Annotated in this window: 22 protein-coding genes; 13 read left to right on the top strand and 9 right to left on the bottom strand. The window is 62.6% G+C overall.

Going from position 1 to position 26048, the window contains the following annotated elements; genetic code table 11:
- Nucleotides 1–10: 10 nt before the first annotated feature.
- Genes deoA through PU133_RS01165 form a run of 7 tightly spaced genes read right to left on the bottom strand, consistent with a single transcriptional unit; the run spans nt 11 to nt 6929 of the window.
- Complete coding sequence (gene deoA, locus PU133_RS01195) at nt 11–1330, bottom strand: thymidine phosphorylase (RefSeq protein ID WP_404863168.1); 1320 nt, start codon at nt 1328–1330, stop codon at nt 11–13.
- Nucleotides 1327–2100, bottom strand: a complete 774-nt coding sequence (gene deoC, locus PU133_RS01190) for a deoxyribose-phosphate aldolase (RefSeq protein WP_404863167.1) — start codon at nt 2098–2100, stop codon at nt 1327–1329. The genes deoA and deoC overlap by 4 nt, the downstream gene beginning before the upstream one ends.
- 2 nt (nt 2101–2102) lie before the next feature.
- Nucleotides 2103–2900: a purine-nucleoside phosphorylase gene (locus tag PU133_RS01185; protein WP_404863166.1), complete on the bottom strand. Its 798-nt coding sequence runs from the start codon at nt 2898–2900 to the stop codon at nt 2103–2105.
- Entirely contained in the window at nt 2897–3289 is a 393-nt protein-coding gene (locus PU133_RS01180) for a cytidine deaminase (protein WP_404863165.1), read from the bottom strand. Before PU133_RS01180 ends, PU133_RS01185 begins: the two co-directional genes overlap by 4 nt.
- A gap of 4 nt (nt 3290–3293) precedes the next feature.
- Nucleotides 3294–4256: an ABC transporter permease gene (locus PU133_RS01175; protein ID WP_126007045.1), complete on the bottom strand. Its 963-nt coding sequence runs from the start codon at nt 4254–4256 to the stop codon at nt 3294–3296.
- Nucleotides 4256–5389 (bottom strand): ABC transporter permease, encoded by a 1134-nt coding sequence (locus tag PU133_RS01170; protein WP_404863164.1) that lies wholly within the window; start codon nt 5387–5389, stop codon nt 4256–4258. The genes PU133_RS01175 and PU133_RS01170 overlap by 1 nt, the downstream gene beginning before the upstream one ends.
- Before the next feature lie 4 nt (nt 5390–5393).
- Complete coding sequence (locus PU133_RS01165) at nt 5394–6929, bottom strand: ABC transporter ATP-binding protein (RefSeq protein WP_404863163.1); 1536 nt, start codon at nt 6927–6929, stop codon at nt 5394–5396.
- A 188-nt stretch (nt 6930–7117) separates the two neighbouring features.
- On the opposite strand from PU133_RS01165, the gene PU133_RS01160 reads away from it, so the two are divergent.
- Nucleotides 7118–7552, top strand: a complete 435-nt coding sequence (locus PU133_RS01160) for an acyl-CoA thioesterase (RefSeq protein ID WP_404863162.1) — start codon at nt 7118–7120, stop codon at nt 7550–7552.
- Nucleotides 7549–7761 (top strand): SlyX family protein, encoded by a 213-nt coding sequence (locus PU133_RS01155; RefSeq protein WP_404863161.1) that lies wholly within the window; start codon nt 7549–7551, stop codon nt 7759–7761. Before PU133_RS01160 ends, PU133_RS01155 begins: the two co-directional genes overlap by 4 nt.
- A 22-nt stretch (nt 7762–7783) precedes the next feature.
- On the opposite strand, the gene dapB is transcribed toward PU133_RS01155, so the two are convergent.
- On the bottom strand, nt 7784–8614 hold the full coding sequence (dapB, locus tag PU133_RS01150) for a 4-hydroxy-tetrahydrodipicolinate reductase (RefSeq protein WP_404863160.1): 831 nt from the start codon (nt 8612–8614) through the stop codon (nt 7784–7786).
- On the bottom strand, nt 8611–10452 hold the full coding sequence (locus PU133_RS01145) for an ABC transporter ATP-binding protein (RefSeq protein ID WP_404863159.1): 1842 nt from the start codon (nt 10450–10452) through the stop codon (nt 8611–8613). The genes dapB and PU133_RS01145 overlap by 4 nt, the downstream gene beginning before the upstream one ends.
- Nucleotides 10453–10779: 327 nt before the next feature.
- On the opposite strand from PU133_RS01145, the gene rimP reads away from it, so the two are divergent.
- The 11 genes from rimP (at nt 10780) to PU133_RS01090 (ending at nt 25920) form a co-directional block, all read left to right on the top strand.
- On the top strand, nt 10780–11412 hold the full coding sequence (rimP, locus tag PU133_RS01140) for a ribosome maturation factor RimP (RefSeq protein ID WP_404863158.1): 633 nt from the start codon (nt 10780–10782) through the stop codon (nt 11410–11412).
- Between the two features lie 172 nt (nt 11413–11584).
- The gene (gene nusA, locus PU133_RS01135) at nt 11585–13192 is read left to right on the top strand and encodes a transcription termination factor NusA (protein WP_126007028.1); all 1608 of its coding nucleotides are present in this window, start codon (nt 11585–11587) and stop codon (nt 13190–13192) included.
- A 160-nt stretch (nt 13193–13352) separates the two neighbouring features.
- Complete coding sequence (locus PU133_RS01130; RefSeq protein ID WP_404863157.1) at nt 13353–13994, top strand: RNA-binding protein; 642 nt, start codon at nt 13353–13355, stop codon at nt 13992–13994.
- A gap of 102 nt (nt 13995–14096) precedes the next feature.
- Nucleotides 14097–16844: a translation initiation factor IF-2 gene (gene infB / locus PU133_RS01125; RefSeq protein WP_404863156.1), complete on the top strand. Its 2748-nt coding sequence runs from the start codon at nt 14097–14099 to the stop codon at nt 16842–16844.
- 130 nt (nt 16845–16974) lie between these two features.
- Nucleotides 16975–17433, top strand: coding sequence for a 30S ribosome-binding factor RbfA (gene rbfA, locus PU133_RS01120; RefSeq protein WP_126007023.1), 459 nt, complete (start codon nt 16975–16977; stop codon nt 17431–17433).
- Nucleotides 17433–18371 carry a tRNA pseudouridine(55) synthase TruB gene (truB, locus tag PU133_RS01115; RefSeq protein ID WP_404863155.1) on the top strand — a complete coding sequence of 313 codons (939 nt, stop codon included), beginning with the start codon at nt 17433–17435 and terminating at the stop codon, nt 18369–18371. Before rbfA ends, truB begins: the two co-directional genes overlap by 1 nt.
- Before the next feature lie 233 nt (nt 18372–18604).
- The gene (locus tag PU133_RS01110; protein WP_404863154.1) at nt 18605–20317 is read left to right on the top strand and encodes a sensor histidine kinase; all 1713 of its coding nucleotides are present in this window, start codon (nt 18605–18607) and stop codon (nt 20315–20317) included.
- Nucleotides 20318–20519: 202 nt separating this feature from the next.
- On the top strand, nt 20520–20789 hold the full coding sequence (gene rpsO / locus PU133_RS01105) for a 30S ribosomal protein S15 (protein ID WP_126007017.1): 270 nt from the start codon (nt 20520–20522) through the stop codon (nt 20787–20789).
- Between the two features lie 300 nt (nt 20790–21089).
- A complete protein-coding gene (gene pnp / locus PU133_RS01100) occupies nt 21090–23213 on the top strand; it encodes a polyribonucleotide nucleotidyltransferase (protein WP_404863153.1) in 2124 nt (707 codons plus the stop codon).
- 529 nt (nt 23214–23742) lie between these two features.
- Nucleotides 23743–23988, top strand: a complete 246-nt coding sequence (locus PU133_RS01095) for a hypothetical protein (RefSeq protein WP_404863152.1) — start codon at nt 23743–23745, stop codon at nt 23986–23988.
- 210 nt (nt 23989–24198) lie between these two features.
- On the top strand, nt 24199–25920 hold the full coding sequence (locus PU133_RS01090) for an AIPR family protein (protein ID WP_404863151.1): 1722 nt from the start codon (nt 24199–24201) through the stop codon (nt 25918–25920).
- The last annotated feature ends 128 nt before the right edge of the window (nt 25921–26048 follow it).

Here is a 26048-nt window from a genome sequence, read left to right as displayed (position 1 = left end):
GAACAGCCGTTCAGTCGGCGATCCGCATCATCACCGCATCGTTGATCGCGGCTTCGCCCTCGCCGATCCGGTAGGCGGCGATGACGGCGGCTTCGGCCTCCGCGGCCTCATCTTCGGTGCGCGCATGCACGCGGGCGATCGCATCACCCTCTTGAAGCACCGTGCCGAGCCCGACGAGCTCGTCGAGACCGACGGCGTGATCGACCGCATCGGCCGCGCGCCTGCGACCACCGCCGAGCGTCACGACTGCAAGGCCTACCCCGCGCGTGTCGATGCCGAGCACCGTTCCTGCCTGTGGGGCTGCGATATCGCGAACGATTGCGGCTTTCTGCAGGTGCCGGTCCATCGCCTCGACGAAATCAGCCGGCCCGCCGAGCGCCGTCACCATGGCCTGGAATTTCTCCGTCGCAGCGCCGCTGTCGAGCGCATCGCGGGCAAGGTCTGCCGCTTCGCCGTGAGAGGCAGCACGGCCCGAGCGCAACAGCATCTCGGCGGCAAGCGCCAGCGTCACGTCGAGGAGCCGTGCGTCGCGATGCGCGCCAGTCAAAAAGTCCACGGCATTGCGCACTTCCACGGCGTTGCCGGCGGCGGACGCCAGCGGCTGGTCCATCGCGGTGATCAGCGCACTGGTCGAAAGGCCTGCGGCATTGGCGACATCGACGAGCGAGCGCGCCAGCGTCTCGGCCTTCTTCGGGTCGTCCATGAAGGCGCCGTTGCCGCATTTGACGTCGAGCACCAGCGAGCCGAGCCCGGCGGCGAGTTTCTTCGACAGGATCGAGCCGGTGATCAGCGGCACCGATTCCACCGTCGCCGTCACGTCGCGGATGCCGTAGAAGCGCTTGTCCGCAGGCGCGAGCCTGCCGGTCTGGCCGATGATGGCGCAGCCCACCTCGTCCACCGTGCGTCGGAACAGCGCGTTGTCTGGCATCACCGAATAGCCGGGGATCGATTCCATCTTGTCGAGCGTGCCACCCGTGTGGCCGAGCCCGCGGCCGGAAATCATTGGCACCGCGACGCCACAGGCAGCCAGGATCGGCGCAAGCATCAGCGAGACATTGTCGCCGACGCCGCCCGTCGAATGTTTGTCGGAGACGGGCCGGTCGATGTCCGGCCAGGCCAGAACGTCGCCGGAATCGCGCATCGCAAGCGTCAGTGCCACCGTCTCGTCGCGCGAAAGTCCGTTGAAGAAGACGGCCATGGCAAAGGCCGCAATCTGGCCCTCGGTGATCGTCTCGTCGGTGATCCCGGCAACGAAGGCGGCGATGTCCTTTTCATCCAGCGTCTGGCGGTCGCGTTTGCGGCGGATGAATTCCTGCGGAAGAAGGCTCAATAGGAAGCCTCCGCTCCGCCTGTGGCAGCCCCGCCCGTCAGCTTGGCGCGGATGTCGCCGAGAAGGCCCGATGCGCCGAAGCGGAAGGTGGCGGGTGTCGGCCAGCCTTCACCCATGATCCATTCCGCCTGAGCGAGGTAGCGCGAGGCATCCTCAACCGTGCGCACGCCGCCGGCCGCCTTGAAGCCAACCGGCTGGCCGCTCGCCTTGATAGCGCTCACCATGATCTCGGCGGCTTCCGGCGTCGCGTTCACCGGCACCTTGCCGGTCGAGGTCTTGATGAAATCCGCGCCGGCCTCGATGGCAAGTTCCGACGCGCGGCGGATGAGGGCCGGGTCGACGAGCTCACCCGTCTCGAGGATCGTCTTCAGGAGCACCGGCTCGGCGCACACCTCGCGGATCGCCTCCACCATTGCCGAAACGGATGTCTCGTCGCCCGAAAGCAGCGCGCGATAGGGAATGACGAGGTCGATCTCGTCAGCGCCGTCCGCGATTGCCTGCACCGTTTCCGCCACGACATCCGAAACGGCCATGTCGCCGGATGGGAAATTCACCACCGTCGCGATCTTCACGGCACTGTCCGGCCCGAGAATGCCGCGCGCTTGCGCCACGAAGCGCGGCCAGATGCAAATTGCTGCTGCATGATCGTCGCCGATGAAGGCGTCGCGGCAGAGCGCGTCGATCGCGTCCGGCGTGCAATGGTCCGTCAGGTCGGTCAGATCGAGCATGGAAAGCGCCCGTGCGGCCTCGGTCTTCATCTCTTCGGCCATGGTCAGTTCTCTTTCCGCAACAGTTCGCTCAGCACCCGGCTGAGGCGTTCGCCCCCGATCGGCGCCATGTCCTTGGTTTCCTGGTGGCTGAGTTCGCCACCGGTCATGCCGGCCCCGAGATTGGTGATGACCGATGCCGCCGCCACCTTCAGTCCGAGGAATCGCCCAAGAATCACTTCGGGCACGGTCGACATGCCGACGGCGTCCGCGCCGAGAATGCGCGCCATGCGGATTTCCGCCGGCGTCTCGAAGCTCGGGCCCGAAAACCACATGTAGACCCCCTCATGCAGCGTCACGCCGACGCTTTCCGCCGCCGCCTGCATTGCCGCGCCGAGCTCTGCGTCATAGGCACTCGTCATGCCGACGAAGCGTGCATCGCTTTCCTCGCCGATCAGCGGGTTGAGGCCCGAATAGTTGATGTGGTCGGAAATCCGCATCACCGAGCCGGGCGGCATGTCCTCGCGCACTGAACCGGCGGCATTGGTCAGGATCAGCATCGTGATGCCGAGCGCTTTCAGTGCTTCCAGCGCCGGCCGCATCGCGTCGGCGTCGCCTTTTTCGTAATAGTGCACCCGCCCGGCCAGCATGAGCACCGGCGTGCCGGACAATGTGCCGCCGACGAGCCGGCCGGCATGGCCCGAAACGCCGCCGCGTGGAAAACCGGGAAGCGCCTCGTAGGGCACCGACATCGCGCCTTCCAGCGCATCGACGAGACCGCCGAGCCCCGAGCCGAGCACGATCGCGACCTTCGGCTTCAGTCCGCCGAGCTTCTCGTTGAGTATTTCGGCCGCGTATCTCACTTCAAGACCTCGGTCTCGAACGCCATCGGCAGAAGATCGGCGAGCGTCACGGTCTCCACCACGCCGGTATTATCGCAGAGATAGACCTTCGTAGCCGGTGTGCCGAATTCCGCGAGCCGCTGGCGGCAGCCGCCACACGGCGTGCACTTGGCCATCTTTTCTGCAATCACGGCGACCTCGGCGATCTTGCCGGCGCCGGCCATCACCATATGGCCGATCGCCGTCGTTTCGGCGCACCAGCCCTCGGGATAGGAGATCACCTCGATGTTCGCCCCGGCGTAGATCTTGCCGTCCGTAGCACGGATCGCTGCGCCGACGGGAAACTTCGAATAGGGAGCATGCGCCCGCGCCATGGCATCGCGGGCCGCCAGGAACAGATCCTCAGCCATCGTTCTATCTTTCTTTCACGTAAGGGACACCGCCGGCCTTGGGCGGCTCGGCCTTGCCGATGAAGCCCGCAAGCAGGATCACCGTCAAGATATAGGGCAGGGCCTGGATGAACTGCACCGGCACCGGTCCGATGATCGGCAGCGGCTGGCCCTGCATGCGGATGCCCATGGCGTCGAGGAAGCCGAAGAGCAGGCAGGCATACATGATCGGCACTGGCCGCCACTTGGCGAAGATCAGGGCGGCGAGCGCGATGTAGCCCTTGCCGGCGGTCATGTTCTTCACGAAACCGGCCGTCAGGGCCATGGAGAGATAGGCGCCGGCAAAGCCGCAGAGAATGCCGCAGCAGATCACGGCACGGTAGCGCAGCCAGGTCACCGAGATGCCCGCCGTGTCGACCGCGCCCGGGTTTTCGCCGACAGCCCGGAGTCTCAGGCCGAAGCGGGTGCGGTAGAGCACCCACCATGCGAAGGGCACCATGGCGAAAGCAAAATAGGTCAGCCAGAAATGCCCCGACAGGATGTCGGAATAGATCGTGCCGATCACCGGCACGTCGGCAAGCGCTTCGGCAAACGGCAGATCGATCGTGGTAAAGCGCGCATCGCCTGAAAGCGCCGGCGTACGACCGCCCTGCGCGAACCACGCCTGGCCGAGGATGACGGTCGTGCCCATGGCGATGAAGTTGATGGCGACGCCCGAGACGATCTGGTTGCCGCGCTGGGTGATCGAGGCGTAGCCATGCACGAGCGACAGCGCGACCGAAACGACGAGCGCCGCCAGTAGCCCCATCAGCGCGGAGGAAAACACGGCCGCCGCTGCACCGCCCGCAAAGGCCGCGCCGAGCATCTTGCCCTCGAGCCCGATGTCGAAAATGCCGGAGCGTTCCGAAAACAGGCCGGCGAGAGCCGCAAGCAGCAGCGGCACCGACAGGCGGATCGTGGATTCGATGGTGAGAACGACGATATCCATCAGCCCGCACTCCCCACGCTGACCGGCGGTGTCTTGGCCGCGCGCGCGCCGAAGAAGCGCGAAATGGCCGGCCGGAAGGTATTTTCCAATGCGCCTGCAAACAGGATCACGAGGCCCTGAATGATGACGATCATGTCCCGCGAGATTTCCGGCATCTCGAAGGAAATCTCGGCGCCGCCCTGGTAGAGCATCCCGAAAAGGATTGCCGCGGGGATGATGCCGGCCGGGTGCGATCGGCCCATCAGCGCCACCGCGATGCCGACGAAGCCGGCGCCCGCGACGAAATCGAGCTGCATGCGGCCCTGCTCGCCCATGATCGGGTTCAGCGCCATCATGCCGGCAAGCGCGCCGGAGATCAGCATGGCGATGATGATGATGCGGCTGTCCTTGATGCCGGCGTAGCGCGCAGCCTTTTCCGAATAGCCCATGGTGCGGATTTCGTAGCCGAGCTTCGTGCGCCAGATCAGCACCCAGACGAAGATGGCCGCGGCAATTGCCAGCAGGAACGACACGTTGAACGGCGCGCCGCCGATATCGAGCCCGAAGATCGCCATCAGCCAGTCGAGCTGCGGCAGCTGCCCGCCTTCGGCAAACGTGCGCGTCTGCGGCGACATGGTGCCGGCCGGCTTCATCACCTCGACGAGCAGATAGATCATCACGCTCGACGCGATGAAGTTGAACATGATCGTGGTGATGACGATGTGGCTGCCGCGCTTGGCACGCAGATAGGCCGGAATGAAGGCCCAGGCCGCCCCGAACAGCGCCGCGCCGATCGTCGCCACGATGAAGGTGAGGTACCAGGGCAGGATCGTATCGAAGGTCAGGCAGGCGAGCGCCACGCCGATGCCTCCGATATAGGCCTGGCCTTCGCCGCCGATATTGAAGAGCTTGCAGTGAAATGCAACCGCGACTGCCAGCCCGGTGAAGATGAAGGTCGTCGCATAATAGAGCGTGTAGCCGATGCCTTCACCGTAACCGAAGGCGCCATCCACCAGAAGCGTCGCCGCCCGGATCGGGCTTTCACCGACCAGAAGCACGACGAGACCTGCGACGGCGAAGGCGACGATCAGATTGATGAGCGGGATGAGGACATATTCCACCCATCCCGGAAGTTTCGCATATGGGGTGGCCATTGAACTACTCCGCCGCCTCCCGGTCTTCCTCGATGCCGGCCATCAGCAGGCCGAGGTCGTCTTCGCCCGCTTCGCCGCCGCGCTCGCCCACGATGCGACCGGCGAACATCACGAGGATGCGGTCCGAGAGCGCGCGGATTTCGTCGAGCTCGACGGAGACGAGGAGAACGGCCTTGCCGGCATCGCGCATCTCGATGATGCGCTTGTGAATGAATTCGATGGCGCCGACATCGACGCCGCGGGTCGGCTGGCCGATGATGAGCACATCCGGGTCCTGCTCGATCTCGCGCGCGAGCACCACCTTCTGCTGGTTGCCGCCGGAGAAATTGGCGGTTTTCAGCCGGGCGTTGGCCGGGCGGATGTCATAGGCCTTGATCTTCGCCTCCGCATCCTTGCGGATCGCGTCGACGTTCAGGAACACCCCGTTCAGGTAGTCCGGCTGGTCGTGATAGCCGAGGATGGCGCTTTCAGCCTCCTCGAATTCGAGGATCAGGCCCATGTGGTGCCGGTCTTCCGGCACATGTGCGAGGCCGCGGCGGCGCAGTTCCGCAGGGTCCGCCTTGCCGGAGATGTCGACCGGCTTGCCGTTGAGATAGACCTCGCCGCCAGCTGCAGTGCGGATGCCGGCGATAGTTTCCAGAAGCTGCGACTGGCCGTTGCCGGCAACGCCCGCGATCCCGACGATCTCGCCGGCGCGCACGTCGAGCGACACGTTATCGACCACCGTCACGCCGCGCGAATCCTTGACCGTGAGATTGCGCACCGAGAGCTTCACGTCACCGGGATTGGCGGGACCTTTTTCCACGCGCAGCAGAACGCGGCGGCCGACCATCAGGCTCGCAAGCTCTTCGACGGAGGTGTCTGCCGTCTGCCTCGTTCCGACCAGTTCGCCCTGGCGCATGACGGACACCTCGTCGGTGATCGCCATGATCTCGCGCAGCTTGTGCGTGATGAAGATGATCGTCTTTCCCTGGTCCTTGAGCTGGCCGAGGATGCGGAAGAGATGGTCGGCTTCCGGCGGCGTCAAAACGCCGGTCGGCTCGTCGAGAATGAGGATCTCCGCGCCGCGATAGAGCGCCTTCAGGATTTCCACGCGCTGCTGCAGACCGACCGGCAGTTCCTCGATCACCGCGTCCGGATCGACTTCCAGCGCATAGTCGCGCTCCAGCCGCTTCAGTTCGGCGCGGGCCCGCGCAATGCCCTTGTTCAGGATCGCGCTGTCTTCGGCGCCGAGCATGATGTTCTCGAGAACCGTGAAATTGTCGACCAGCATGAAGTGCTGGTGCACCATGCCGATGCCGGCGGCGATCGCTTCATTCGGGTTGCTGATCTTGCGCTTGGTGCCGTCGACGAGAATCTCGCCGCTATCGGCCTCGTAGAAGCCGTAGAGGATCGACATCAGCGTCGACTTGCCTGCGCCGTTCTCGCCGATGATGCCGTGAATGGTGCCCTTGCGGACCTTCAGGCTGATGTCCTTGTTGGCATGCACAAGCCCGAAGCGCTTGTTGATGCCGATAAGTTCGATCGCTGTTTCGTTCATGTCCGCCTTGGCCAAACCGCTTTGGTCGTCAGGATTATCGCCATCTTGCTGAGCGCTGCCTGCTGCGCAAGGAGAGGTTTGCCACTCTCGACAGTTCTTCGCATAAAGTCCAGTTGGGCCGCGCACGGGCCGGGTAACGATGAAGCCGCGTGCAGGCAAGGTAAAACCGCTCACGATCGGGTGAATTCATGCAGAGAGCCGAACCGCGGCGGCGCGACGATTACCGCCTTTTCCGACCGCTTCAGACAAGATGGGCCGACAATGATGCCTACGGGCACATGAACAATGTCGTGCATTACGCCCTGTTCGATACGGCCATCAACGGCTGGTTGGTCGAAAAGGAGCTCCTCGATATCGCCCGCGGCGAGATCGTCGGGCTCGTGGTCGAAACCGGTTGCAGCTATTTCAGCGAGATGGCTTTTCCCGATCCGGTGACGGCCGGCATCGCCGTCACGCGCATCGGCACGTCGTCCGTCACCTACCGCATCGGCCTCTTTCGCGGCGATGATGTCATCGAGGCGGCACAGGGCCGGTTTACCCATGTCTATGTGGATCGCGAAAGCCGCAGACCGCAGCCGCTCGATGCGCGCTGGCGGACCATCCTTGAGGAGATTTCGCTATGAGCGCCGAACTTGAAAACCGCCTGACCACGCTGGAAGAACTCGCCGCACACCAGGCGAAGACGATCGAGGATTTGTCGGATGAGCTCGCGAGGCAGTACCAGGTGACCGATCGGCTTACGCGCCAGGTCGAGGCGATCGCCCAGCGTTTTCTGGCGCTCGAAGAGCAGAGCCATGGCCCCGTGCCCGTGACCAAGCCGCCGCATTATTGAAGCAACGCAGTTGCGCAGCAGATTAGTTGTGGCTCTTGAGCCCCAGCACGTCGATCATCGAATAGAGCCCCGGCTGCTGGCGGCTGGCCCAGAGTGCGGCCTTCACCGCGCCGCGCGCGAAGATCGCCCGATCGGTCGCCTTGTGCGTCAGCTCGATTGTCTCGCCTTCACCGGCAATCAGCACCGTGTGCTCGCCGACGATCGAACCGCCGCGCAGCGTCGCAAAGCCGATCGTGCCTTCGGGCCGCGCGCCCGTGTGCCCGTCGCGCACCCGCACGCTCTTTTCTGCAAGGTCGATCGCCCGTCCGTGGGCGGCCGCCTGGCCGAGCAGCAACGCGGTGCCCGATGGCGCATCGACCTTGTGCCGGTGGTGCATTTCCAGCACCTCGATGTCCCAGTCGGCCGCTTCGAGCGCGCGGGCCGCGTCCTCCACCAGCACGGCGAGCAGGTTCACGCCAAGGCTCATATTGCCGGATTTGACGATCCGCGCACCGGCCGCCGCGTCGCGAATGGCCGCCTCGTCCTCGTCGGAGCATCCCGTCGTTCCGATGATGTGGACGAGCCCCGCGGTCGAAGCGCGGCGCGCCAGCGCAACTGTCGCTTCCGGGGCCGTGAAATCCAGAACGCCATCGGCCCCGCCAAGCGCTGCTCCCGGATCGTCGGTGACGATCACGCCATTGGCGCCAAGGCCTGCCAGCTGGCCGGCGTCAGCGCCGATCGAGGCGGCGCCCGGCCGGTCGAATGCGCCGACGAGCACAGCGCCCGGAATGGCATCGATGCTCTGGATCAGCGCGCGACCCATGCGTCCGCCTGCACCGGCTACGACGAGCTTCAGGTCCTTCATATCGCTCATGACATCTGCCCTTTGCTGCTGACCGGCTGAGGCTGGGGCAGGGCGTCGCTCTCGTCGAAGCCGTCGATGCCCAGCATCTGCATGTTGTGGAAGCGTGCATAGATCCCGTCGGTCTTGGTGACCAGATCGTCGTGGCGGCCTTCCTCGGCCACGCATCCCGCCTGCATGACGACGATCTTGTCGGCGCGTGCGATCGTCGACAGGCGATGCGCAATGACGATAACGGTACGACCTTGCATAGCTGTCTCCAGCGCGCGCTGCACCAGCGCTTCCGATTCCGTGTCGAGCGCGGAGGTCGCTTCGTCGAGCAGCAGGATCGGCGCGTTGCGCACCAGCGCGCGGGCAATCGAAAGGCGCTGCCGCTGACCGCCGGAAAGCGTGATGCCGTTTTCGCCGACGGGCGTATCGTAGCCGCGCGGTTGGGTCAGGATGAAATCATGGGCATTCGCCCGGCGCGCCGCTTCCTCGATCTCGGCATCCGTCGCATCCGGCCGGCCATAGCGGATATTGTCGCGGATCGAGCCCTCGAACAGGTAAGGCTGCTGCGAGACATAGGCGATCGCGGCGCGCAGCGACTGCTTGGTGACGTCGGCGATATCCTGCCCGTCGATCAGGATGCGGCCTGCTTCTGGATCGTAAAAGCGCGGCACGAGGCTGATGACCGTGGATTTGCCGGCGCCCGAAGGCCCGACGAGCGCTGTCGTTCTGCCAGCATGCGCCGTGAACGAAACGTCGCGCAGGATCGGATCGCCCTGCTGGTAGGAGAAGTTGACCCCTTCGAGCACCACTTCGCCCTTGCCCATCACGAGCGGCTTGGCGCCGGGACGGTCGGCCTGCTGCGGCTGGATGTCGAGGATTTCGTAGATCATGCGGGCATTCACGACAGCCCGCTCAAGGCTTACCTGCAGCCGCGCCAGGCGCTTGGCCGGCTCGTAGGCGAGAAGCAGCGCCGTCACGAAGGCGAAGAACGCGCCTGGAAGCACGTCGCCATAGATCGACCGGAACGCCGCATAGGCGAGCACGCCGGAAATCGCGAGGCCGGCAAGCGTTTCGGTCAGCGGCGAGGTCCGCTCCGTCAGCCGGATGATGCGGTTCGCCCGCCCCTCGGCTGCATCGATCAGCCGGTTCATGCGCACCCTGAGCACGTCTTCCATGGTAAAGGATTTCACGATGGTGATGCCCTGGACAGTTTCCTGCATCGCGGCCTGAACGCTGCTGTTCAGCTCCACCGCATCGCGCGTGGCACTTCTCAGCCGCTTCGAAATATAGCGCAGCGCCAAAAGAAGCGGCGGCGCGACGGTGAAGACGATCAGCGTCAAGAGCCAGTCTTTCGACAGCATGACACCGATCAGCGCGACGAGGGTCAGGAGGTCCCGCGCGAGCGACGTGATCGTCAGGTTCAGGACATCGCGGATGCCGATAACGTTCTGGCTGATCTGTGCGGCGATCTGGGCGGAGCGGTTGTCGCTGTAAAACCCGACGCTGAGCGCCATCAGCTGGTCGAAAAGCCGTTTCTGGTATCGCGCGACGAGATTGTTGCCGACCTTGGCCAGAAGCACTGCCTGCCCGTAGGAGGCGAGGCCGCGCAGCAGGAAGGCCGCGAAGATCGAGCCGCAGATGAGCCAGACGACGTCGGCGCGCTGATTGGCAAAGGCCTCGTTGATCACGATTTCCATGATCCAGGCCGTAAACGCCGTCGTCGCCGCCACGATCGCCAGGCAGATGGCCGCGAACACGTAGTCACGAACGTAGTCGCGCCCGTTCTCCGAAAGGATGCGCTTCAGCATCCCCATGACGGTGTCGGGATCGAGCCGTCGCTTTTTGGTCGGTTCTGTCATGCGGTTGTCGGTTCGCACCCTGGAGACTGTGGCCGTTCGCTAAGCATTGCCGGGGTCTATAGACGCTTGGTCCCGCTTTGCCTATTGCAGCGCTGCCACGGCTTGCGCCAACGGCCGCGGCGAAGAGCGCGGCCGATATCCTTGGCCGGTCGGCCGTTGCCCGCGCGGAAAACTCTTGCGTCTCCGGGCGAAGAAGACTATCTAGTCGTCAAAATTCTTGGTCATACGAGCAAGAGTGGGTTCCTGCCGGGGCCCGCTCTTTTTTGTTTCCATCGGCAGCCGCCGACCCGACCAGTCTGCGGCACGCCGCGCGAGCGACTGGCAGGCATGACTGAAACGCAAACACTATTCGATCCGAATGAAGACCGTCTGATCACCGAAACGGGCACCGATGCGCGCATCGCCGCGATCGTGGAGCCCGTGGTGCGTTCTCTCGACATGCGCCTGGTGCGCGTGCGGCTGTCGGGCCAGAACGGGCTGACGCTGCAGATCATGGCCGAGCGGCTCGATGGCACGATGACGGTCGAGGACTGCGAGGCGCTGTCGCGCGCCGTGTCGCCCGCGCTAGATGTCGATGATCCGATCGACAAGGCCTATCACCTGGAAGTGTCTTCGCCCGGCATCGACCGCCCCATGGTCCGCCGCGCCGATTTCGCCAACTGGCAGGGCCATGTCGTCAAGGTCGAAACCTCGGTGCTCGTCGACAATCGCAAGCGCTTCCGTGGTAAGATCGCATCGGTGAGCGAAGATGGCTTCCTCATGGAGCGCGACCAGGCGAGCTATGGCGACGAGCCGACGGTTCAAATTCCGTTCGTCGCGCTGGCCGATGCCAAGCTGATCCTGACCGACGAACTCATTCGCGAGGCGCTGCAGGCCGACAAGGCCGCCAAGGCGGCGCGCGCAGCCAACGAGAACAATCCGCCAGAGTCCGATGAGGACGACGGCGCAGACCACAACTAAAGCGTTACCAGGTGAAGTGGATACCGGTTCACCGTCCGGAAACGCGACAAATCAAATAGCTAGAGCGGTTGAGCAATTCGAAGAAAAGCGAAACTGCTCTAGCGAAATCTGACGGCTTCAAGGCCGCAATGACGAGCGGCGCCTTCGGTGGCGCCCATTCAGGGAGATATCCATGGCAGTCAGTGCAAACAGGCTCGAACTCTTGCAGATCGCCGACGCGGTCGCCCGCGAGAAGCTGATCGATCGCGAGATCGTCATCGACGCGATGGCGGACGCCATCCAGAAGGCCGCCCGCTCGCGCTACGGCCAGGAGACCGACATCCTCGCCGACATCAACCCGAAGACAGGCGAGATCAAGCTGCAGCGCCGCCTGCTCGTCGTCGACAAGGTCGAGGACTATTCCACCCAGATCGCCCTTGAGCTTGCACGTGACCGCGACGAGAACATCCAGCTCGGCGATTTCGTGACCGATCCGCTGCCGCCCATGGATTTCGGCCGCATCGCCGCCCAGTCGGCAAAGCAGGTCATCGTCCAGAAGGTCCGCGAAGCCGAGCGCGACAAGCAGTATGACGAATACAAGGACCGCGTCGGCGAGATCGTCAACGGCACCGTCAAGCGCGTCGAATACGGCAACGTCATCGTCGATCTCGGCCGTGGCGAAGGCATCATCCGCCGCGACGAGACGATCCCGCGGGAAAACTTCCGCTATGGCGATCGCGTCCGCGCCTATGTCTACGATGTGCGCCGCGAGCAGCGTGGCCCGCAGATCTTCCTGTCGCGCACGCACCCTCAGTTCATGGTCAAGCTCTTCACCATGGAAGTGCCGGAGATCTACGACGGCGTCATCGAGATCCGCTCGGTTGCCCGTGATCCCGGTTCGCGTGCCAAGATCGCCGTCATCTCCAACGATAGCTCCATCGATCCCGTCGGCGCCTGCGTCGGCATGCGCGGCAGCCGCGTCCAGGCGGTCGTCGGCGAGCTTCAGGGCGAGAAGATCGACATCATCCCGTGGAGCCACGACCCGGCTTCCTTCATCGTCAACGCCCTCCAGCCGGCCGAAGTCGCCAAGGTCGTTCTCGACGAAGATGCCGAGCGCATCGAAGTGGTCGTGCCGGACGAGCAGCTTTCGCTCGCCATCGGCCGTCGCGGCCAGAACGTGCGCCTCGCCTCGCAGCTCACCGGCTGGGACATCGACATCCTGACCGAGGAAGAGGAAAGCCAGCGTCGCCAGAAGGAATTCGTCGAGCGCTCGAACCTCTTCATGGAAGCCCTCAACGTCGACGAGATGGTCGGCCAGGTGCTGGCATCGGAAGGCTTCAGCCAGGTCGAGGAAGTCGCCTATGTCGATCTCGACGAAATCGCGTCCATCGACGGTTTCGACGAGGAGACTGCGCAGGAACTCCAGACCCGCGCCCGCGAGCACCTCGATCGCCTGGAAGCCGAACTGGAAGCCAAGCGTGTCGAACTCGGTGTTTCCGACGATCTGAAGCAGGTCGAAGGCCTGACGACGCAAATGCTGGTCGCGCTCGGCGAGAACGACATCAAGTCGCTCGACGACTTCGCCGGCTGTGCGGCCGACGACCTCGTCGGCTGGTCGGAGCGCAAGAACGGCGAGACCAAGCGGTTCGACGGCATCCTGAAGGATTTCGAAGTGTCCCGCGCTGACGCCGACGCGATGATCATCCAGGCGCGTCTGGCTGCCGGCTGGATCACCGAGGACGACATCGCGGTCGAAGAAGGTGCGGAAGAAGCCGTCGAAGAGGGTGCCGAGCAGGCCTGAGGCCGCACGGCTCCCAGAGCGTTTCCAGGTTAAGTGGATACCGGTTCACCGTCGGAAACGCGACAAATCAAAAACCTAGAGCCGTTGAGCGATTCGAAGAAACGCGAAACGGCTCTAGCAAGAGACTGGAAAGCGGATCGTGGCCGGAAAGGTTGAGCCAATGAGCGAGCGCATGTGCATCGTCACGCGCGCAAGCGGCCCGACGGAAGGCCTGATCCGCTTCGTCGCGGCGCCGGACGGCACCGTCGTTCCCGATCTGAAGGAGCGACTGCCCGGCCGAGGCTGCTGGATCACGCCCGAGCGCGATGTCGTCGCGCTCGCCCTGAAGCGCCGCCTTTTCGCCAAGGCGCTCAAGGCCGAGGTGACGGTGGATCCGGACATGCCGGAAACGCTCGATCGCCTGTTGCGCGATCAGTTGCTCGGCATGATGGCCATGGCCCGCAAGGCCGGCCAGTTCGTCTCCGGCGCCACCAAGGTGGACAAGGCCGTGCGCTCCGGCGAGGCGCTCGCGGTCTTCCATGCCACCGATGCGGCCGAGGACGGCGTGCGCAAGATCGGCCAGGCGCGCCATTTCGCGGTCGAGGTCGGCCTGGACCCGATCGAGGCATTTCACCTCCTCAGCGCCGACGAGATGGCGTTTCATTTGGGCGAAGGCGCGTTAATCCATGCCGCAGCGCTTGCGGGACAGGCCGGTGAGGGTGTAGTGAAGCGCGCAAAGTTGCTCCATCGCTACCGCCACGGCTTGGCTAAGCCGTCAGATGGGGCCCTCAACGGTGGGACCGAACATGGCGAACTGGAATAGATGTGTGGCGTCGGCATGAGCCCGCGCCGTCGAGAATAGATCGAAACAGCGCTGCGCCGCCAACCCTGTCGCGCATCTCTGTTTCCAAGGAACGGATACGGAATGAGCGACACTAAAGACGACAAGACCCTGAGCGTACCGAGCAAGTCGACCCTTACTCTGAAGCGTCCCGGCGGCAGCCAGGGCACTGTACGGCAGGAAATGGGACGCGGCCGGACGAAGGCCGTCGTCGTTGAGACGCGCAAGCGTCGCATTCACCGCCCAGAAGACGATGTGAAGCCGGCACCCGCACAGGCGGCGCCGGCTGCACCCGCGCCTGCTCCTGCCCCGGCAGCGCAGCCCCAGCAGCAGCCGGCACAGCCAGCAGCTTCGACGTCGGCAGCGCCTGCGCCAGCATCTGCGCCTGCCACCGCAGCGCCGGCAGCCGCCGCGCCGCAGCAGCAGCCGCAGCGTCCGGCAGCCCCGCGTCCGGCACCGCAGCGCCCGGCTTCGGCCCCGCAGCGCTTCGAGACCCCGCGTCCGGCTCCGCAGATGCGGCCGCGCCCAGGCTCCACCGGCAACCTTTCCGCCGGTGAGATGGATGCCCGCCGTCGTGCACTCGAGGAAGCGCGCATCCGCGACATCGAGGAGCGCAAGCAGGCCGAGATCGAAGCCCGTCGCCGCGCCGAGGAAGACAAGCGCCTCGCCATCGAGCGTGCCGAGCAGGCCCGCATCGAGGCGGAACAGGCCGCGTTGAACCGGGCTGAGACCGAAGCCAAGGTCCTCTCCGCCGAATCCGGCGAGCGCAAGCGTCCGGCTCCCGTCAAGGAGAAGGAAAAGGAAGAGGCTGCTCCCGTCGCCCGCGTCGGCCGCAAGGTCGATGCCGACGATGACGATGGTCGCGCCGGCCCCCGCAAGGGTGCAGGTCCTGCCAAGGTGGAAGCACCGAAGCCGACCCGCGCCAAGACCGACGGCGAACGCCGCCGTGGCAAGCTGACCCTCACGGGCGCTCTGGACGAAGATGGTTCGACCCGCGGTCGTTCGCTCTCGGCCATGCGACGCCGCCAGGAGAAGTTCAAGCGCGCGCAAATGCAGGAGACCCGCGAGAAGATTCAGCGCGAGGTCGTCCTGCCGGAAACCATCACCATCCAGGAACTCTCCCAGCGTATGGCGGAGCGTTCGGTCGACGTCATCAAGTACCTGATGAAGGAAGGCCAGATGATGAAGCCCGGCGACATCATCGATGCCGACCTGGCCGAGCTCATCGCCACCGAATTCGGCCACACGGTCAAGCGCGTGTCGGAGTCGGACGTGGAAGAGGGCATCTTCGACGTGCAGGATGTCGATGGCGATCTGTCGTCGCGTCCGCCGATCGTCACGATCATGGGTCACGTCGACCACGGCAAGACGTCGCTGCTCGATGCCATCCGCAACGCCAACGTCGTGTCGGGTGAAGCCGGTGGCATCACCCAGCATATCGGCGCCTACCAGGTCGAGAAGGATGGCAACAAGATCACCTTCATCGACACGCCGGGCCACGCCGCCTTCACGGCCATGCGTGCCCGTGGTGCGCAGGCAACCGACATCGCGATCCTCGTGGTCGCAGCCGATGACAGCGTGATGCCGCAGACGATCGAGTCGATCAGCCACGCCAAGGCGGCCAACGTGCCGATCATCGTGGCGATCAACAAGATCGACAAGCCGACGGCCGACCCCCAGAAGGTTCGCACGCAGCTCCTCCAGCACGAGGTGTTCGTGGAATCCATGGGCGGTGAAGTGCTCGACGTGGAAGTGTCGGCCAAAACCGGCGCCAATCTCGACAAGCTGCTCGAGGCGATCCTTCTTCAGTCCGAAATTCTCGATCTGAAGGCCAATACGAGCCGTACGGCAGAGGGCATGGTTGTCGAAGCCAAGCTCGATCGCGGTCGCGGGTCGGTTGCCACGGTGCTCGTCCAGAAGGGCACGCTGCATCCGGGCGAGATCATCGTCGCGGGCGACCAGTGGGGCCGCGTGCGTGCGCTGGTCAACGATCGCGGCGAAGTCGTGAAGGAAGCGGGTCCGTCCATGCCGGTCGAGATCCTCGGCCTGCAGGGCACGCCGATGGCCGGCGACCGGTTCGCCGTCGTCGAGAACGAGCAGCGCGCTCGCGAGATTTCCGAGTACCGCCAGCGTCTCGCCCGTGAAAAGGCAGTCGCGCGTCAGGCCGGTTCGCGCGGTTCGCTCGAACAGATGATGACCCAGCTCCAGGATACCGGGCTGAAGGAATTCCCGCTGGTCATCAAGGGTGACGTCCAGGGTTCGATCGAAGCCATCATCGGCACGCTCGACAAGCTCGGAACCAGCGAAGTCCGTGCCCGCATCGTGCATTCCGGCGCCGGCGGCATCACCGAAAGCGACATTTCGCTTGCGGAGGCCTCCAACGCCGCGATCATCGGCTTCAACGTCCGCGCCAACAAGCAGGCGCGCGATGCGGCCGAAGCCGCTGGCATCGAGATCCGCTACTACAACATCATCTACGATCTGGTGGATGACGTGAAATCGGCCATGTCGGGCCTTCTGTCGCCGGAGCGGCGCGAGACCTTCATCGGCAATGCCGAAATCCTCGAGGTGTTCAACATCACGAAGATCGGCAAGGTCGCTGGTTGCCGCGTCACGGAAGGCAAGGTCGAGCGTGGAGCCGGCGTGCGCCTCATCCGCGACAACGTCGTCATTCACGAAGGCACGCTCAAGACCCTCAAGCGCTTCAAGGACGAAGTGTCCGAAGTGCCGGTCGGCCAGGAGTGCGGCATGGCGTTCCAGAACTACGAAGACATTCGTGCAGGCGACGTCATCGAGTGCTTCCGCGTCGAGCATGTAACGCGGACGCTCTAGTCGTCGTTCGATCGATCGGGATCAGGACGCGTCGGGACAATCAGCCCGGCGCGTCTTCCCTTTCGCAGAGACCGTCTCCACGGTCGGCCGCGCGATCGATTTTCCCGTTTGAACGGAACAAGCATTAGTCATGGCACGTACAAATTCCTCCTCCGGTCCCACCCAGCGCATGCTGCGCGTCGGCGAGCAAGTCCGCGCCGCGATCACGCAGGTACTCCAGCGCGATGAAATCCGCGATCCGCTGATCGAATCGACCGTTATCGCGATCTCCGAAGTGCGCATGTCGAATGATCTGAAGATCGCGACCGCCTACGTCACGCCGCTTGGTCAGCAGGATCACGCGGCACTCGTTGCGGCGCTCAACCGCAATGCACGCGCCGTGCGCAAGCACATCACGCCGGCATTGCGCCAGATGAAATTCATGCCGGAAGTCCGCTTCCGCGACGACACGAGCTTCGACAACTATCAGAAGATCGATGAGCTTCTGCGCTCGCCGGAAGTCGCCCGCGATCTCAATCGCACGACCGACGATCATGGCGATGACACAGCCGCTGACACCGACGATGCCGACAAGGGGTCGTCGAACTGATGGGTGGTCGTCGCGGCAAGAACAAGGGTCGGCCCGTTTCCGGCTGGATCATCCTCGACAAGCCAGAGGATTTCGGCTCGACAGAGGCCGTTTCCAAGATCAAGTGGTTGTTCAAGGCCCAAAAGGCCGGCCACGCCGGAACGCTGGATCCCTTGGCATCCGGCCTCCTGCCGATCGCGCTTGGCGATGCGACCAAGACGGTTCCCTACGTCATGGATGGGCGCAAGATCTACGAATTCACCGTGCGGTGGGGTGCCGAGCGTGACACCGACGACATGGAAGGCGAGATTACGCAATCGAGCGATCTCCGCCCGGCACAATCCGACATCGAGGCCCTGCTGCCCCGCTATACCGGCGTGATCGAGCAGATTCCGCCGCAATATTCGGCGGTCAAGATCGACGGAAACCGTGCCTATGATCTCGCGCGGGGCGGCGAAACGGTCGAGATCGCGTCGCGGGAAGTGGAAATCCACCGCCTCGATCTGGTCGCCTGTCCCGAAGACGATCTTGCCGTCTTCGTCGTGGAGTGCGGCAAGGGCACCTATGTGCGCTCGCTCGCCCGCGATTTCGGTCGCGATCTTGGCTGCTATGGCCATATCGCCAAACTGCGCCGCATCGGCGTCGCGCCCTTCTCAGACGAAGACATGGTACCGCTCGCCGACCTGACGGTGTTGGAAGAGATGGCGGATGATGCAGAGCGGCTGGCTGCTCTCGATGCGTTCCTGATCGACACCGGTGAAGCGCTCGCCAATCTGCCGCATGTCGCGATCACCGATGATCAGGCGCACCGGCTGCGCATGGGCAACCCGATCATTCTGCGCGGCCGCGACGCGCCACTCGATGAGGCCGATGTCTGGGTCACGGCGCGCGGTCGTCTTGTTGCAATCGGCGAAATCGGCCAAGGAGAGTTTCGTCCCCGCCGGGTTTTCGGCAACTGAAATCCATTTCACACGTTGCGCGCCTAGTTGGATAACTTGGCGCGCCTATCTACGCCAGGAGCGTTCTCGGCCGGTGGCCGAAGGAGAAACTATAAAGTGCCGGGTCCGCCATTCCGGCAAGAACAATAACGAGAACGCGCTGCCGCATAGAAGGCTCGGGATCAGATGTTCGAAGTTGTTTCCCATCATCGGCTGAGCAGTCCGAAGCGCGCCTTGATGCAGGTTGCGTACTGATGAGTCAGGCAGTGGAAGACAACGCTCCTTCCAAGGCGGAGCAGGCGGATCCCAAAGCGACGGACCGGCTGCGTTCGCGCCCGATCTCGGACTATCTCTTCTTCCTGATCCTCATCTGCCTCGTGCCAGCCCTTCTCTTTTCGGGCTACCTTCTGGTGCGCACCAACACGGTGCAGCAGGAAGGCCTTCAGTCCATCTTCCAGTCCAACACGCGTTCGATCGTTCAGGTGGTGGAGCAGGAAGTCTCCGGCATGCTGACGACGCTGCGGGTGTTGGCGACCGATCCCACGCTCCAGGCCGACAATCTCGAAGCATTTCACGACCGCGGCCGCCGCGCGCTCATCGGCCGCGGGATGAACCTTGCCGTTGTCGGCAGCGATCTGCGGCAGGTCTTCAACACGCGCACCGACTATGGGGTGCAACTGCCTGCGGCCAGTGATCCCAGGACGTTGCGCCGCGCGCTGCAGGACCGAACCTCTGCGGTATCCGGCGTGCTCTTCAGCGAGACGTCGCTTTCATGGGTGTTCTTCGTTGCGCTGCCTGTCAACCGCGAGGGGCGCGAACCCATCCTTCTCGTTCTGTCGCGTGGCGCCGATTCCCTGGCCCGCGCGATCGAGGATGGCCGTCTTCCAGCCGCTTGGCAGGTCGCCATCGTCGACAGCACGCAGACCGTGCTGTCCTCGACCGATCCTTCACTTGCGGCCGGTGGATCCTTGCCCTTCACCTTCAAGGAAAACTTCCGCCAAGGGATCACCGAGGTGGACATGAACGGCCATTCCTTCCAGATCATCCGGGAAGGCTCGGCGCTCACCCAGTGGAGTGTGGTTGCCTGGACCCCAAAGGCGACGATCAGCGCACCCATCATGCGTTCGATCGCCCTTCTTCTGATCGGCGGATTGACGATCGGCGCTTTGGCGGGTTTCGTCGCCTGGCTCGTGGCTGGCCGTGTCACGCGCTCTGCAAGGCGGCTGTCTGAAAGCGCGCGGCTTCTGGGCGCCGGGCAGCCGGTGCCGCAGCCGCCCCATCCGATCAGCGAATTCGCCGTCGTGTCGACCGCGCTCAGCGAGGCAGCTTCTAACCGCAGCGAAGCCGAAAGCGAGATCCGCCTGCTGATGCGCGAGGTGGCGCACAGGTCCAAGAACCAGCTCACCGTCATCAACGCCATGGTCGGCCAGACCGCCAAGAACGCCGCGAGCGTCGACGAATTCGTCGACAGCTTCCGACGCCGCATCACCGGCCTCGCCCGTTCCACCGACCTGCTGCTTGCCAACGCCGCCCGCGGCATCGATTTCCGCGCGCTGGTGGAAAGCCAGCTGGAGCCTTTTCTGCCGAGCGATCCGGAGCGCGTGCGGCTTCTGGGACCGAAAGTCATGGTCGATGCGCAGGCCTCGCAGACGCTTGGCATGGCGGTGCACGAGCTCGCCACCAACGCCTCCAAATACGGTGCGCTGGCAGACGAGGAGAGCCGGCTCGAAATCACCTGGTGGCGGCGCGAGGGCATGTTGTCGCTCACCTGGCGCGAATATGTGAAGGAACTTCACGTCTCGCCCGATCAGGAGCGCAAGGGTTTCGGCTCCGTCGTGCTCGAGCGCATGATGGGCGGCACGCTCGATGCTCAGATCACGCGCAACCTGCATGAGAACGGCATCGAATGGCACTTCGCCATCCCGCTCGACCGCCTGCGTGCCGATGGCTCCGAGGAGCAAGCCTGAGCGGGTGAGCTCCCGCTGCTGCGCTTTCCCGCAAGGCGCCACGGCCATTTCGCCCTTTCCTTATGGGCGGTTTTAGCCTATAGGCACGCCAGCGCGACGGGTGGTTCTGCCACCTTCGCGTTTTGTCATGGCCTCCGCTGGACGACATCCCGGCCGCAGGCGTCCCGAAGATCCTCAAACAATCGATAGAAAGGATTGTCCGATGTCGATCACTGCCGAACGTAAGGCTGAACTGCTCAAACAATACGCGATCAAGGAAGGCGACACCGGTTCGCCGGAAGTCCAGGTCGCGATCCTGACCGAGCGGATCAACAACCTGACTGATCACTTCAAGGGCCACAAGAAGGACAACCACTCCCGTCGTGGCCTTCTCAAGATGGTTTCCAGCCGCCGTTCGCTCCTCGACTACGTCAAGTCGAAGGACGAAGAGCGCTACAAGACGCTGATCACCAGCCTCGGCATCCGCCGCTAGGCTTTGAGCTTGAAGCCGGCGGGGCTGTTCGTTGAACGGCCATCCGCCGGTTTGCACTTTCGGCAGGCGGCGCCTTTTGTAGCTCCGCCTGTCCGGTCTACCCCGCCCGGCAAGAGGTCGGTGCGGGTGATAAGCGACCTGTCATGGGGCAGGATTGCAGGATGCTTGCATCGGCTTCGCGCCGTTTTCCTTCCGGACACCAAGCCTCCCGTTGTCTTGCCCGTGGCGCGTCATAAACGCCAAGCCGGGTGCTGCGGTTCTCAGATGAGCCTCGCGCGCTCCGCCAATCAAGGACACTCCATGTTCGATCACCACAAAGTTGAACTCGAATGGGCCGGCCGCACGCTGACCCTCGAAACGGGCAAGGTCGCCCGCCAAGCTGATGGCGCCGTCATCGCCTCCTATGGCGAGACCGTCGTGCTCGCCACCGTCGTTTCCGCCAAGGAGCCGAAGCCCGGCCAGGACTTCTTCCCGCTGACCGTCAACTACCAGGAAAAGACCTACGCCGCCGGCAAGATCCCGGGTGGCTACTTCAAGCGCGAAGGCCGTCCGTCCGAAAACGAGACGCTCACCTCGCGCCTCATCGACCGGCCGATCCGCCCGCTCTTCCCGGATGGCTACAAGAACGACACCCAGGTCATCGTCACCGTGATGCAGCACGACCTGGAGAACAATCCGGACGTCGTCGCACTCGTCGCCACGTCCGCTGCGCTGACGCTTTCGGGCGTGCCCTTCATGGGCCCCGTCGGCGGCGCGCGCATCGGCTACATCAACGGTGAATACCGCCTGAACCCGACCGTCGACGAGATGCCGGAATCCAAGCTCGACCTGATTGTCGCCGGCACGGGTGATGCGGTTCTCATGGTGGAATCGGAAGCCCAGGAACTCGACGAAGAGACGATGCTCGGCGCCGTCATGTTCGGCCACCGCGGCTTCCAGCCGGTGATCGACGCGATCATCAAGCTCGCCGAAGTGGCCGCCAAGGAGCCGCGCGACTTCACCGCCGAAGATCATTCGGCGCTCGAAAGCGAAATGCTCGCCTTCGCCGAAGCCGAACTGCGCGACGCCTACAAGAACACCGACAAGGCTGCACGCTACGCCGCCGTCGATGCCGTAAAGGCCAAGGTCAAGGCGCATTTCGCGCCGGCCGAAGGCGAAGAAGCCCGCTACACCGCCGAGCAGATCGGCTCGGTCTTCAAGTCGCTCCAGGCAAAGATCGTGCGCTGGAACATCCTCGACACCAAGTCGCGCATCGATGGTCGTGATCTCGCCACCGTCCGTCCGATCGTGTCGGAAGTCTCCATGCTGCCGCGCACCCACGGCTCCGCGCTCTTCACCCGCGGCGAGACCCAGGCGATCGTCGTCGCCACGCTCGGCACCGGCGAAGACGAGCAGTACGTCGATTCACTCACGGGCATGTACAAGGAGCGCTTCCTGCTCCACTACAACTTCCCGCCCTTCTCCGTCGGTGAAACGGGCCGCATCGGCTCGCCCGGCCGCCGCGAAATCGGCCACGGCAAGCTCGCATGGCGCGCGATCCGTCCGATGCTGCCGGCGCCCGAGCAGTTCCCCTACACGCTGCGCGTCGTCTCCGAGATCACCGAATCCAACGGCTCGTCCTCCATGGCGACCGTGTGCGGCACCTCGCTCGCACTCATGGATGCGGGCGTGCCGATCCAGCGCCCGGTCGCCGGCATCGCCATGGGCCTGATCAAGGAAGACGAGCGCTTCGCCGTGCTTTCCGACATCCTGGGCGATGAAGACCACCTCGGCGACATGGACTTCAAGGTCGCAGGCACCGAGAACGGCATCACCTCGCTGCAGATGGACATCAAGATCGAAGGCATCACCGAGGAGATCATGAAGATCGCGCTCGGCCAGGCCAAGGACGGTCGCATCCACATCCTCGGCGAGATGGCCAAGGCCCTCACGACGAGCCGCGAAGAGCTGGGCGAGTTCGCCCCGCGCATCGAAGTGATGCAGATCCCCGTCGACAAGATCCGTGACGTCATCGGCTCGGGCGGCAAGATCATCCGCGAGATCGTCGAAAAGACCGGCGCCAAGATCAACATCGAGGATGACGGCACGATCAAGATCGCATCGGCCTCCGGCAAGGAGATCGAAGCCGCCAAGAAGTGGATCCACTCCATCGTCGACGAGCCGGAGATCGGCCACGTCTACGAAGGCACGGTCGTGAAGATCGCCGATTTCGGCGCCTTCGTGAACTTCTTCGGCCCGCGCGACGGCCTCGTTCACATCTCCCAGCTCGCCGAGGAACGCGTCGCCAAGACATCCGACGTCGTCAAGGAAGGCCAGAAGGTCTACGTCAAGCTCATGGGCTTCGACGAACGCGGCAAGGTCCGTCTCTCCATGAAGGTCGTCGACCAGGAGACCGGCAAGGAACGCGAAAAGCAGGAAGACTGATCAAGCCGATCAGCTCCGGTGAAATGCAAGCGGCCGCATCGAAAGATGCGGCCGTTTCTTTTGTGCGATGGGTCATGAGTGTCGGCCATCTTCCCATAAATATATAGGGGAATCGGAAGGTATACTCACAAGTCTCTCCAAATATTCCATTTAAATATTTTGAATAAAGTTTCAGTGCTTGAATTGAACGGGAGTTGAATGAAACTGGATGAGCGAATCATCATGACAGGACATCGTTCATGGCCAATTCGAAGCCGAAGCTCATTTATGTCGCGGAAATGCTCGCAGAATTGCGGAAACTGGCGATAGAATCGCGCGAGCCCATGTTGGCTCACCTTCTCGCCATGGCTGAACTTGAGGCCAGAAGTGAGCCTCTCGAAATCTGCAGCGATGCTGGTCGCAGATCGATAGAAACGGAAATAAAGTGTTTCCAAAAGCTATAGCGATCCGCCTAAACTAGCGGTTGCGGAAAATACTCATGCATGTAACTTCGCGCCGATTTGAAGTATCGGCATGGAGTGGCGTGCGCATGACTCTCGACCAGGCTGCGGACTATCTGGCGGTGGTCGAACGACCGGATGTCCAGAAGGACCTAGCCTTGACCCGGCTAATCGTCGACCTGAGGAGCCGACCCGAACTCGCGAGACCGGCCGGCAATTTCCAAGCCGCCTTCGTCACCTTCCAGCGTGCCCTGCTCGAAGAGCGAGAAGACGCCGAGGACCACCGTTTCCACGCCATGACGTGCCTTGCCGAACTGCGCCGCGCGGTGGGGTAGATGGATACACCGTAAGCTAAATTGTGGCTCGACGGAGGGCACAGACGGACCGGCGAACGGAGGGCCTGCTTTGGCGGCTCATATACTGGGCTAATAGCCAATTCGACGCGAGCACCTTGGTTTGCGGCAATAAAACGGTGGCTCGTCTTTCAAGACAAATTCTATATCACATGTACGCAGACACAGTGGTAGTCTGAATGATCTCAATCGATGAGTGCAGCGAGCTTTAAGATGAGCATAGTGACGAAAGCGATCCCGACGCTACTCGATTGGAGCCAAGTAAGGACAGGGATTCAGGCCTTCCAGAAATCGCTAGACCTGGCGGACGAAGCCAAAGCGTTTCAGTATTTTGCACTATCGAAGATACTGAAGATCGATGATGATGAAATCAGGATGGCAATTACCGACGGTGGCGACGATCGGGGGATAGATGCAGTCTACATCGACAGTCGGCCTGAAAGGCGAGTTATTCATCTATTTCAGTTTAAACACGTTGCCAATTTCGAAAAAACTAGGAGCTCTTTTCCCTCGAACGAAATTGACAAAATACAAAGCTTTTTGGAATGCTTTCTTAGGAAAGATCCATCCCTGTCAAAGACGTGCAACCCAATACTTTGGAGCAAGGTGCAGGATCTATGGGAGGCGCTTGAAGAGGCTGTTTATTCTATTCAAATCCACTTATGTAATAACGCTGCAGCGCTCATACCTTCGCACTCTGCGCGTTTCGAAGAGGCTCTGCGTCCGTACCAACATGCAGTTCTCACTCAGCATGACCTGATATGGTTTTCGCGCCACCTCTCAAAAGGTGCAACTGTCGATCGGGAATATCATCTCGGCTTAGTCGAGGATCAATATTACGGTCGCACGGATGGTTTCGCAAAAGGTCTCATTGGAACGGTGCGTGGCGACGAGATAGTGCGTTTGATAACTGATCCTAATTTCCCGCAGGAAGTGGACGACACGCTGTTTGAAGACAACATTCGCCTCTATCTTGGTGAAGCCAATGAGATCAATCGAAAGATATTGTCTACTGCGCTCAGCGAGAAAAACACGCAGTTCTGGTACTTGAATAACGGTATCACAATCGTTTGCGATCGAATGGATTACCAGCCGAGATCGGCCAATCCTAAGGTGAGGATGATAAACCCACAGATCGTGAATGGCGGTCAGACATCGCATGCTTTGTTCGAAGCTGCGAGGTCGGATTTGGCGCGCATTTATGATGTGAAACTTCTGCTGCGCGTGATCGAAACGGCAGACCGAGCGTTCACTAACAGCGTCGCCGAGGCCACCAACAGCCAGACGCCAATTCGCAGCCGTGACATTCGATCAAACGACTCAATCCAGGTTCGGATCGAAAACGCGCTCGCAGGTCATGGCTACTTTTATGAGAGGAAGAACGACCAGCATATCGAGAGGCCGGCGGAGTTTCGGATTGATGCCGTAAAACTTGGCCAAATCATCTTAGCTTATGTGCTGCGAGAGCCAGATCGCGCAAAAACTTCGTCCAACAGGATCTTTGGGGAGTATTATGGGTGGGTTTTCGATGAAGGAATTTTATCGGCCGAGAACATCATCACGATGTGGCGCATATATAAGCTGGTGGATGATGATCGTCGTCGCGCGATGACAGCGCTCAATTCACGTCTTAAACAGACTTATGATGAAGCCTGGATAATCGAGGGTGTATTTCACATTCTGTACATGCTCAGCCTGACTTGCGAGAAAGAGGGGACTGATCTCTTCGAGTACGACGCTGTCGAGGGTCACTATGCGTCGGTGAAAGCTCAGATAGATGAATTCATGACGCGAAACAGAGGCCAGGCTGCCTACAGAGTCTTCCGCAGTGCCGTGACCAAACAGCTTTTGGCTCGTTTTGCCAGCGGTCAACAACTTAGCCTTGAGCTTGAGATGCGCGAGCAGAAAGACTAGCCTGTGGATCTGAACTCGTCGTTGTCTTAAGCCGCATCAAGTCACACGCCGGTTCTGGCGACGAACACTTAAACCGTCCGACACCCCCCAATTTTCCCCGCCCCTCCGCTCCGTGCCATACTCCCTTC

The sequence above is a fragment of the Georhizobium sp. MAB10 genome, from assembly GCF_045012825.1.
Taxonomy (GTDB): domain Bacteria; phylum Pseudomonadota; class Alphaproteobacteria; order Rhizobiales; family Rhizobiaceae; genus Georhizobium; species Georhizobium profundi.
This window is presented reverse-complemented; position numbering and strand designations above follow the sequence as displayed.

Bases quoted from the DNA above. Each gene is read 5' to 3' on its own strand.
- deoC (WP_404863167.1), bottom strand. From the start codon at position 2,100: ATGGCCGAAGAGATGAAGACCGAGGCCGCACGGGCGCTTTCCATGCTC.
- PU133_RS01180 (WP_404863165.1), bottom strand. From the start codon at position 3,289: ATGGCTGAGGATCTGTTCCTGGCGGCCCGCGATGCCATGGCGCGGGCG.
- PU133_RS01175 (WP_126007045.1), bottom strand. From the start codon at position 4,256: ATGGATATCGTCGTTCTCACCATCGAATCCACGATCCGCCTGTCGGTG.
- PU133_RS01170 (WP_404863164.1), bottom strand. From the start codon at position 5,389: ATGGCCACCCCATATGCGAAACTTCCGGGATGGGTGGAATATGTCCTC.
- PU133_RS01165 (WP_404863163.1), bottom strand. From the start codon at position 6,929: ATGAACGAAACAGCGATCGAACTTATCGGCATCAACAAGCGCTTCGGG.
- PU133_RS01160 (WP_404863162.1), top strand. From the start codon at position 7,118: ATGCAGAGAGCCGAACCGCGGCGGCGCGACGATTACCGCCTTTTCCGA.
- PU133_RS01155 (WP_404863161.1), top strand. From the start codon at position 7,549: ATGAGCGCCGAACTTGAAAACCGCCTGACCACGCTGGAAGAACTCGCC.
- dapB (WP_404863160.1), bottom strand. From the start codon at position 8,614: ATGAGCGATATGAAGGACCTGAAGCTCGTCGTAGCCGGTGCAGGCGGA.
- PU133_RS01145 (WP_404863159.1), bottom strand. From the start codon at position 10,452: ATGACAGAACCGACCAAAAAGCGACGGCTCGATCCCGACACCGTCATG.
- rimP (WP_404863158.1), top strand. From the start codon at position 10,780: ATGACTGAAACGCAAACACTATTCGATCCGAATGAAGACCGTCTGATC.
- nusA (WP_126007028.1), top strand. From the start codon at position 11,585: ATGGCAGTCAGTGCAAACAGGCTCGAACTCTTGCAGATCGCCGACGCG.
- PU133_RS01130 (WP_404863157.1), top strand. From the start codon at position 13,353: ATGAGCGAGCGCATGTGCATCGTCACGCGCGCAAGCGGCCCGACGGAA.
- infB (WP_404863156.1), top strand. From the start codon at position 14,097: ATGAGCGACACTAAAGACGACAAGACCCTGAGCGTACCGAGCAAGTCG.
- rbfA (WP_126007023.1), top strand. From the start codon at position 16,975: ATGGCACGTACAAATTCCTCCTCCGGTCCCACCCAGCGCATGCTGCGC.
- truB (WP_404863155.1), top strand. From the start codon at position 17,433: ATGGGTGGTCGTCGCGGCAAGAACAAGGGTCGGCCCGTTTCCGGCTGG.
- PU133_RS01110 (WP_404863154.1), top strand. From the start codon at position 18,605: ATGAGTCAGGCAGTGGAAGACAACGCTCCTTCCAAGGCGGAGCAGGCG.
- rpsO (WP_126007017.1), top strand. From the start codon at position 20,520: ATGTCGATCACTGCCGAACGTAAGGCTGAACTGCTCAAACAATACGCG.
- pnp (WP_404863153.1), top strand. From the start codon at position 21,090: ATGTTCGATCACCACAAAGTTGAACTCGAATGGGCCGGCCGCACGCTG.
- PU133_RS01095 (WP_404863152.1), top strand. From the start codon at position 23,743: ATGACTCTCGACCAGGCTGCGGACTATCTGGCGGTGGTCGAACGACCG.
- PU133_RS01090 (WP_404863151.1), top strand. From the start codon at position 24,199: ATGAGTGCAGCGAGCTTTAAGATGAGCATAGTGACGAAAGCGATCCCG.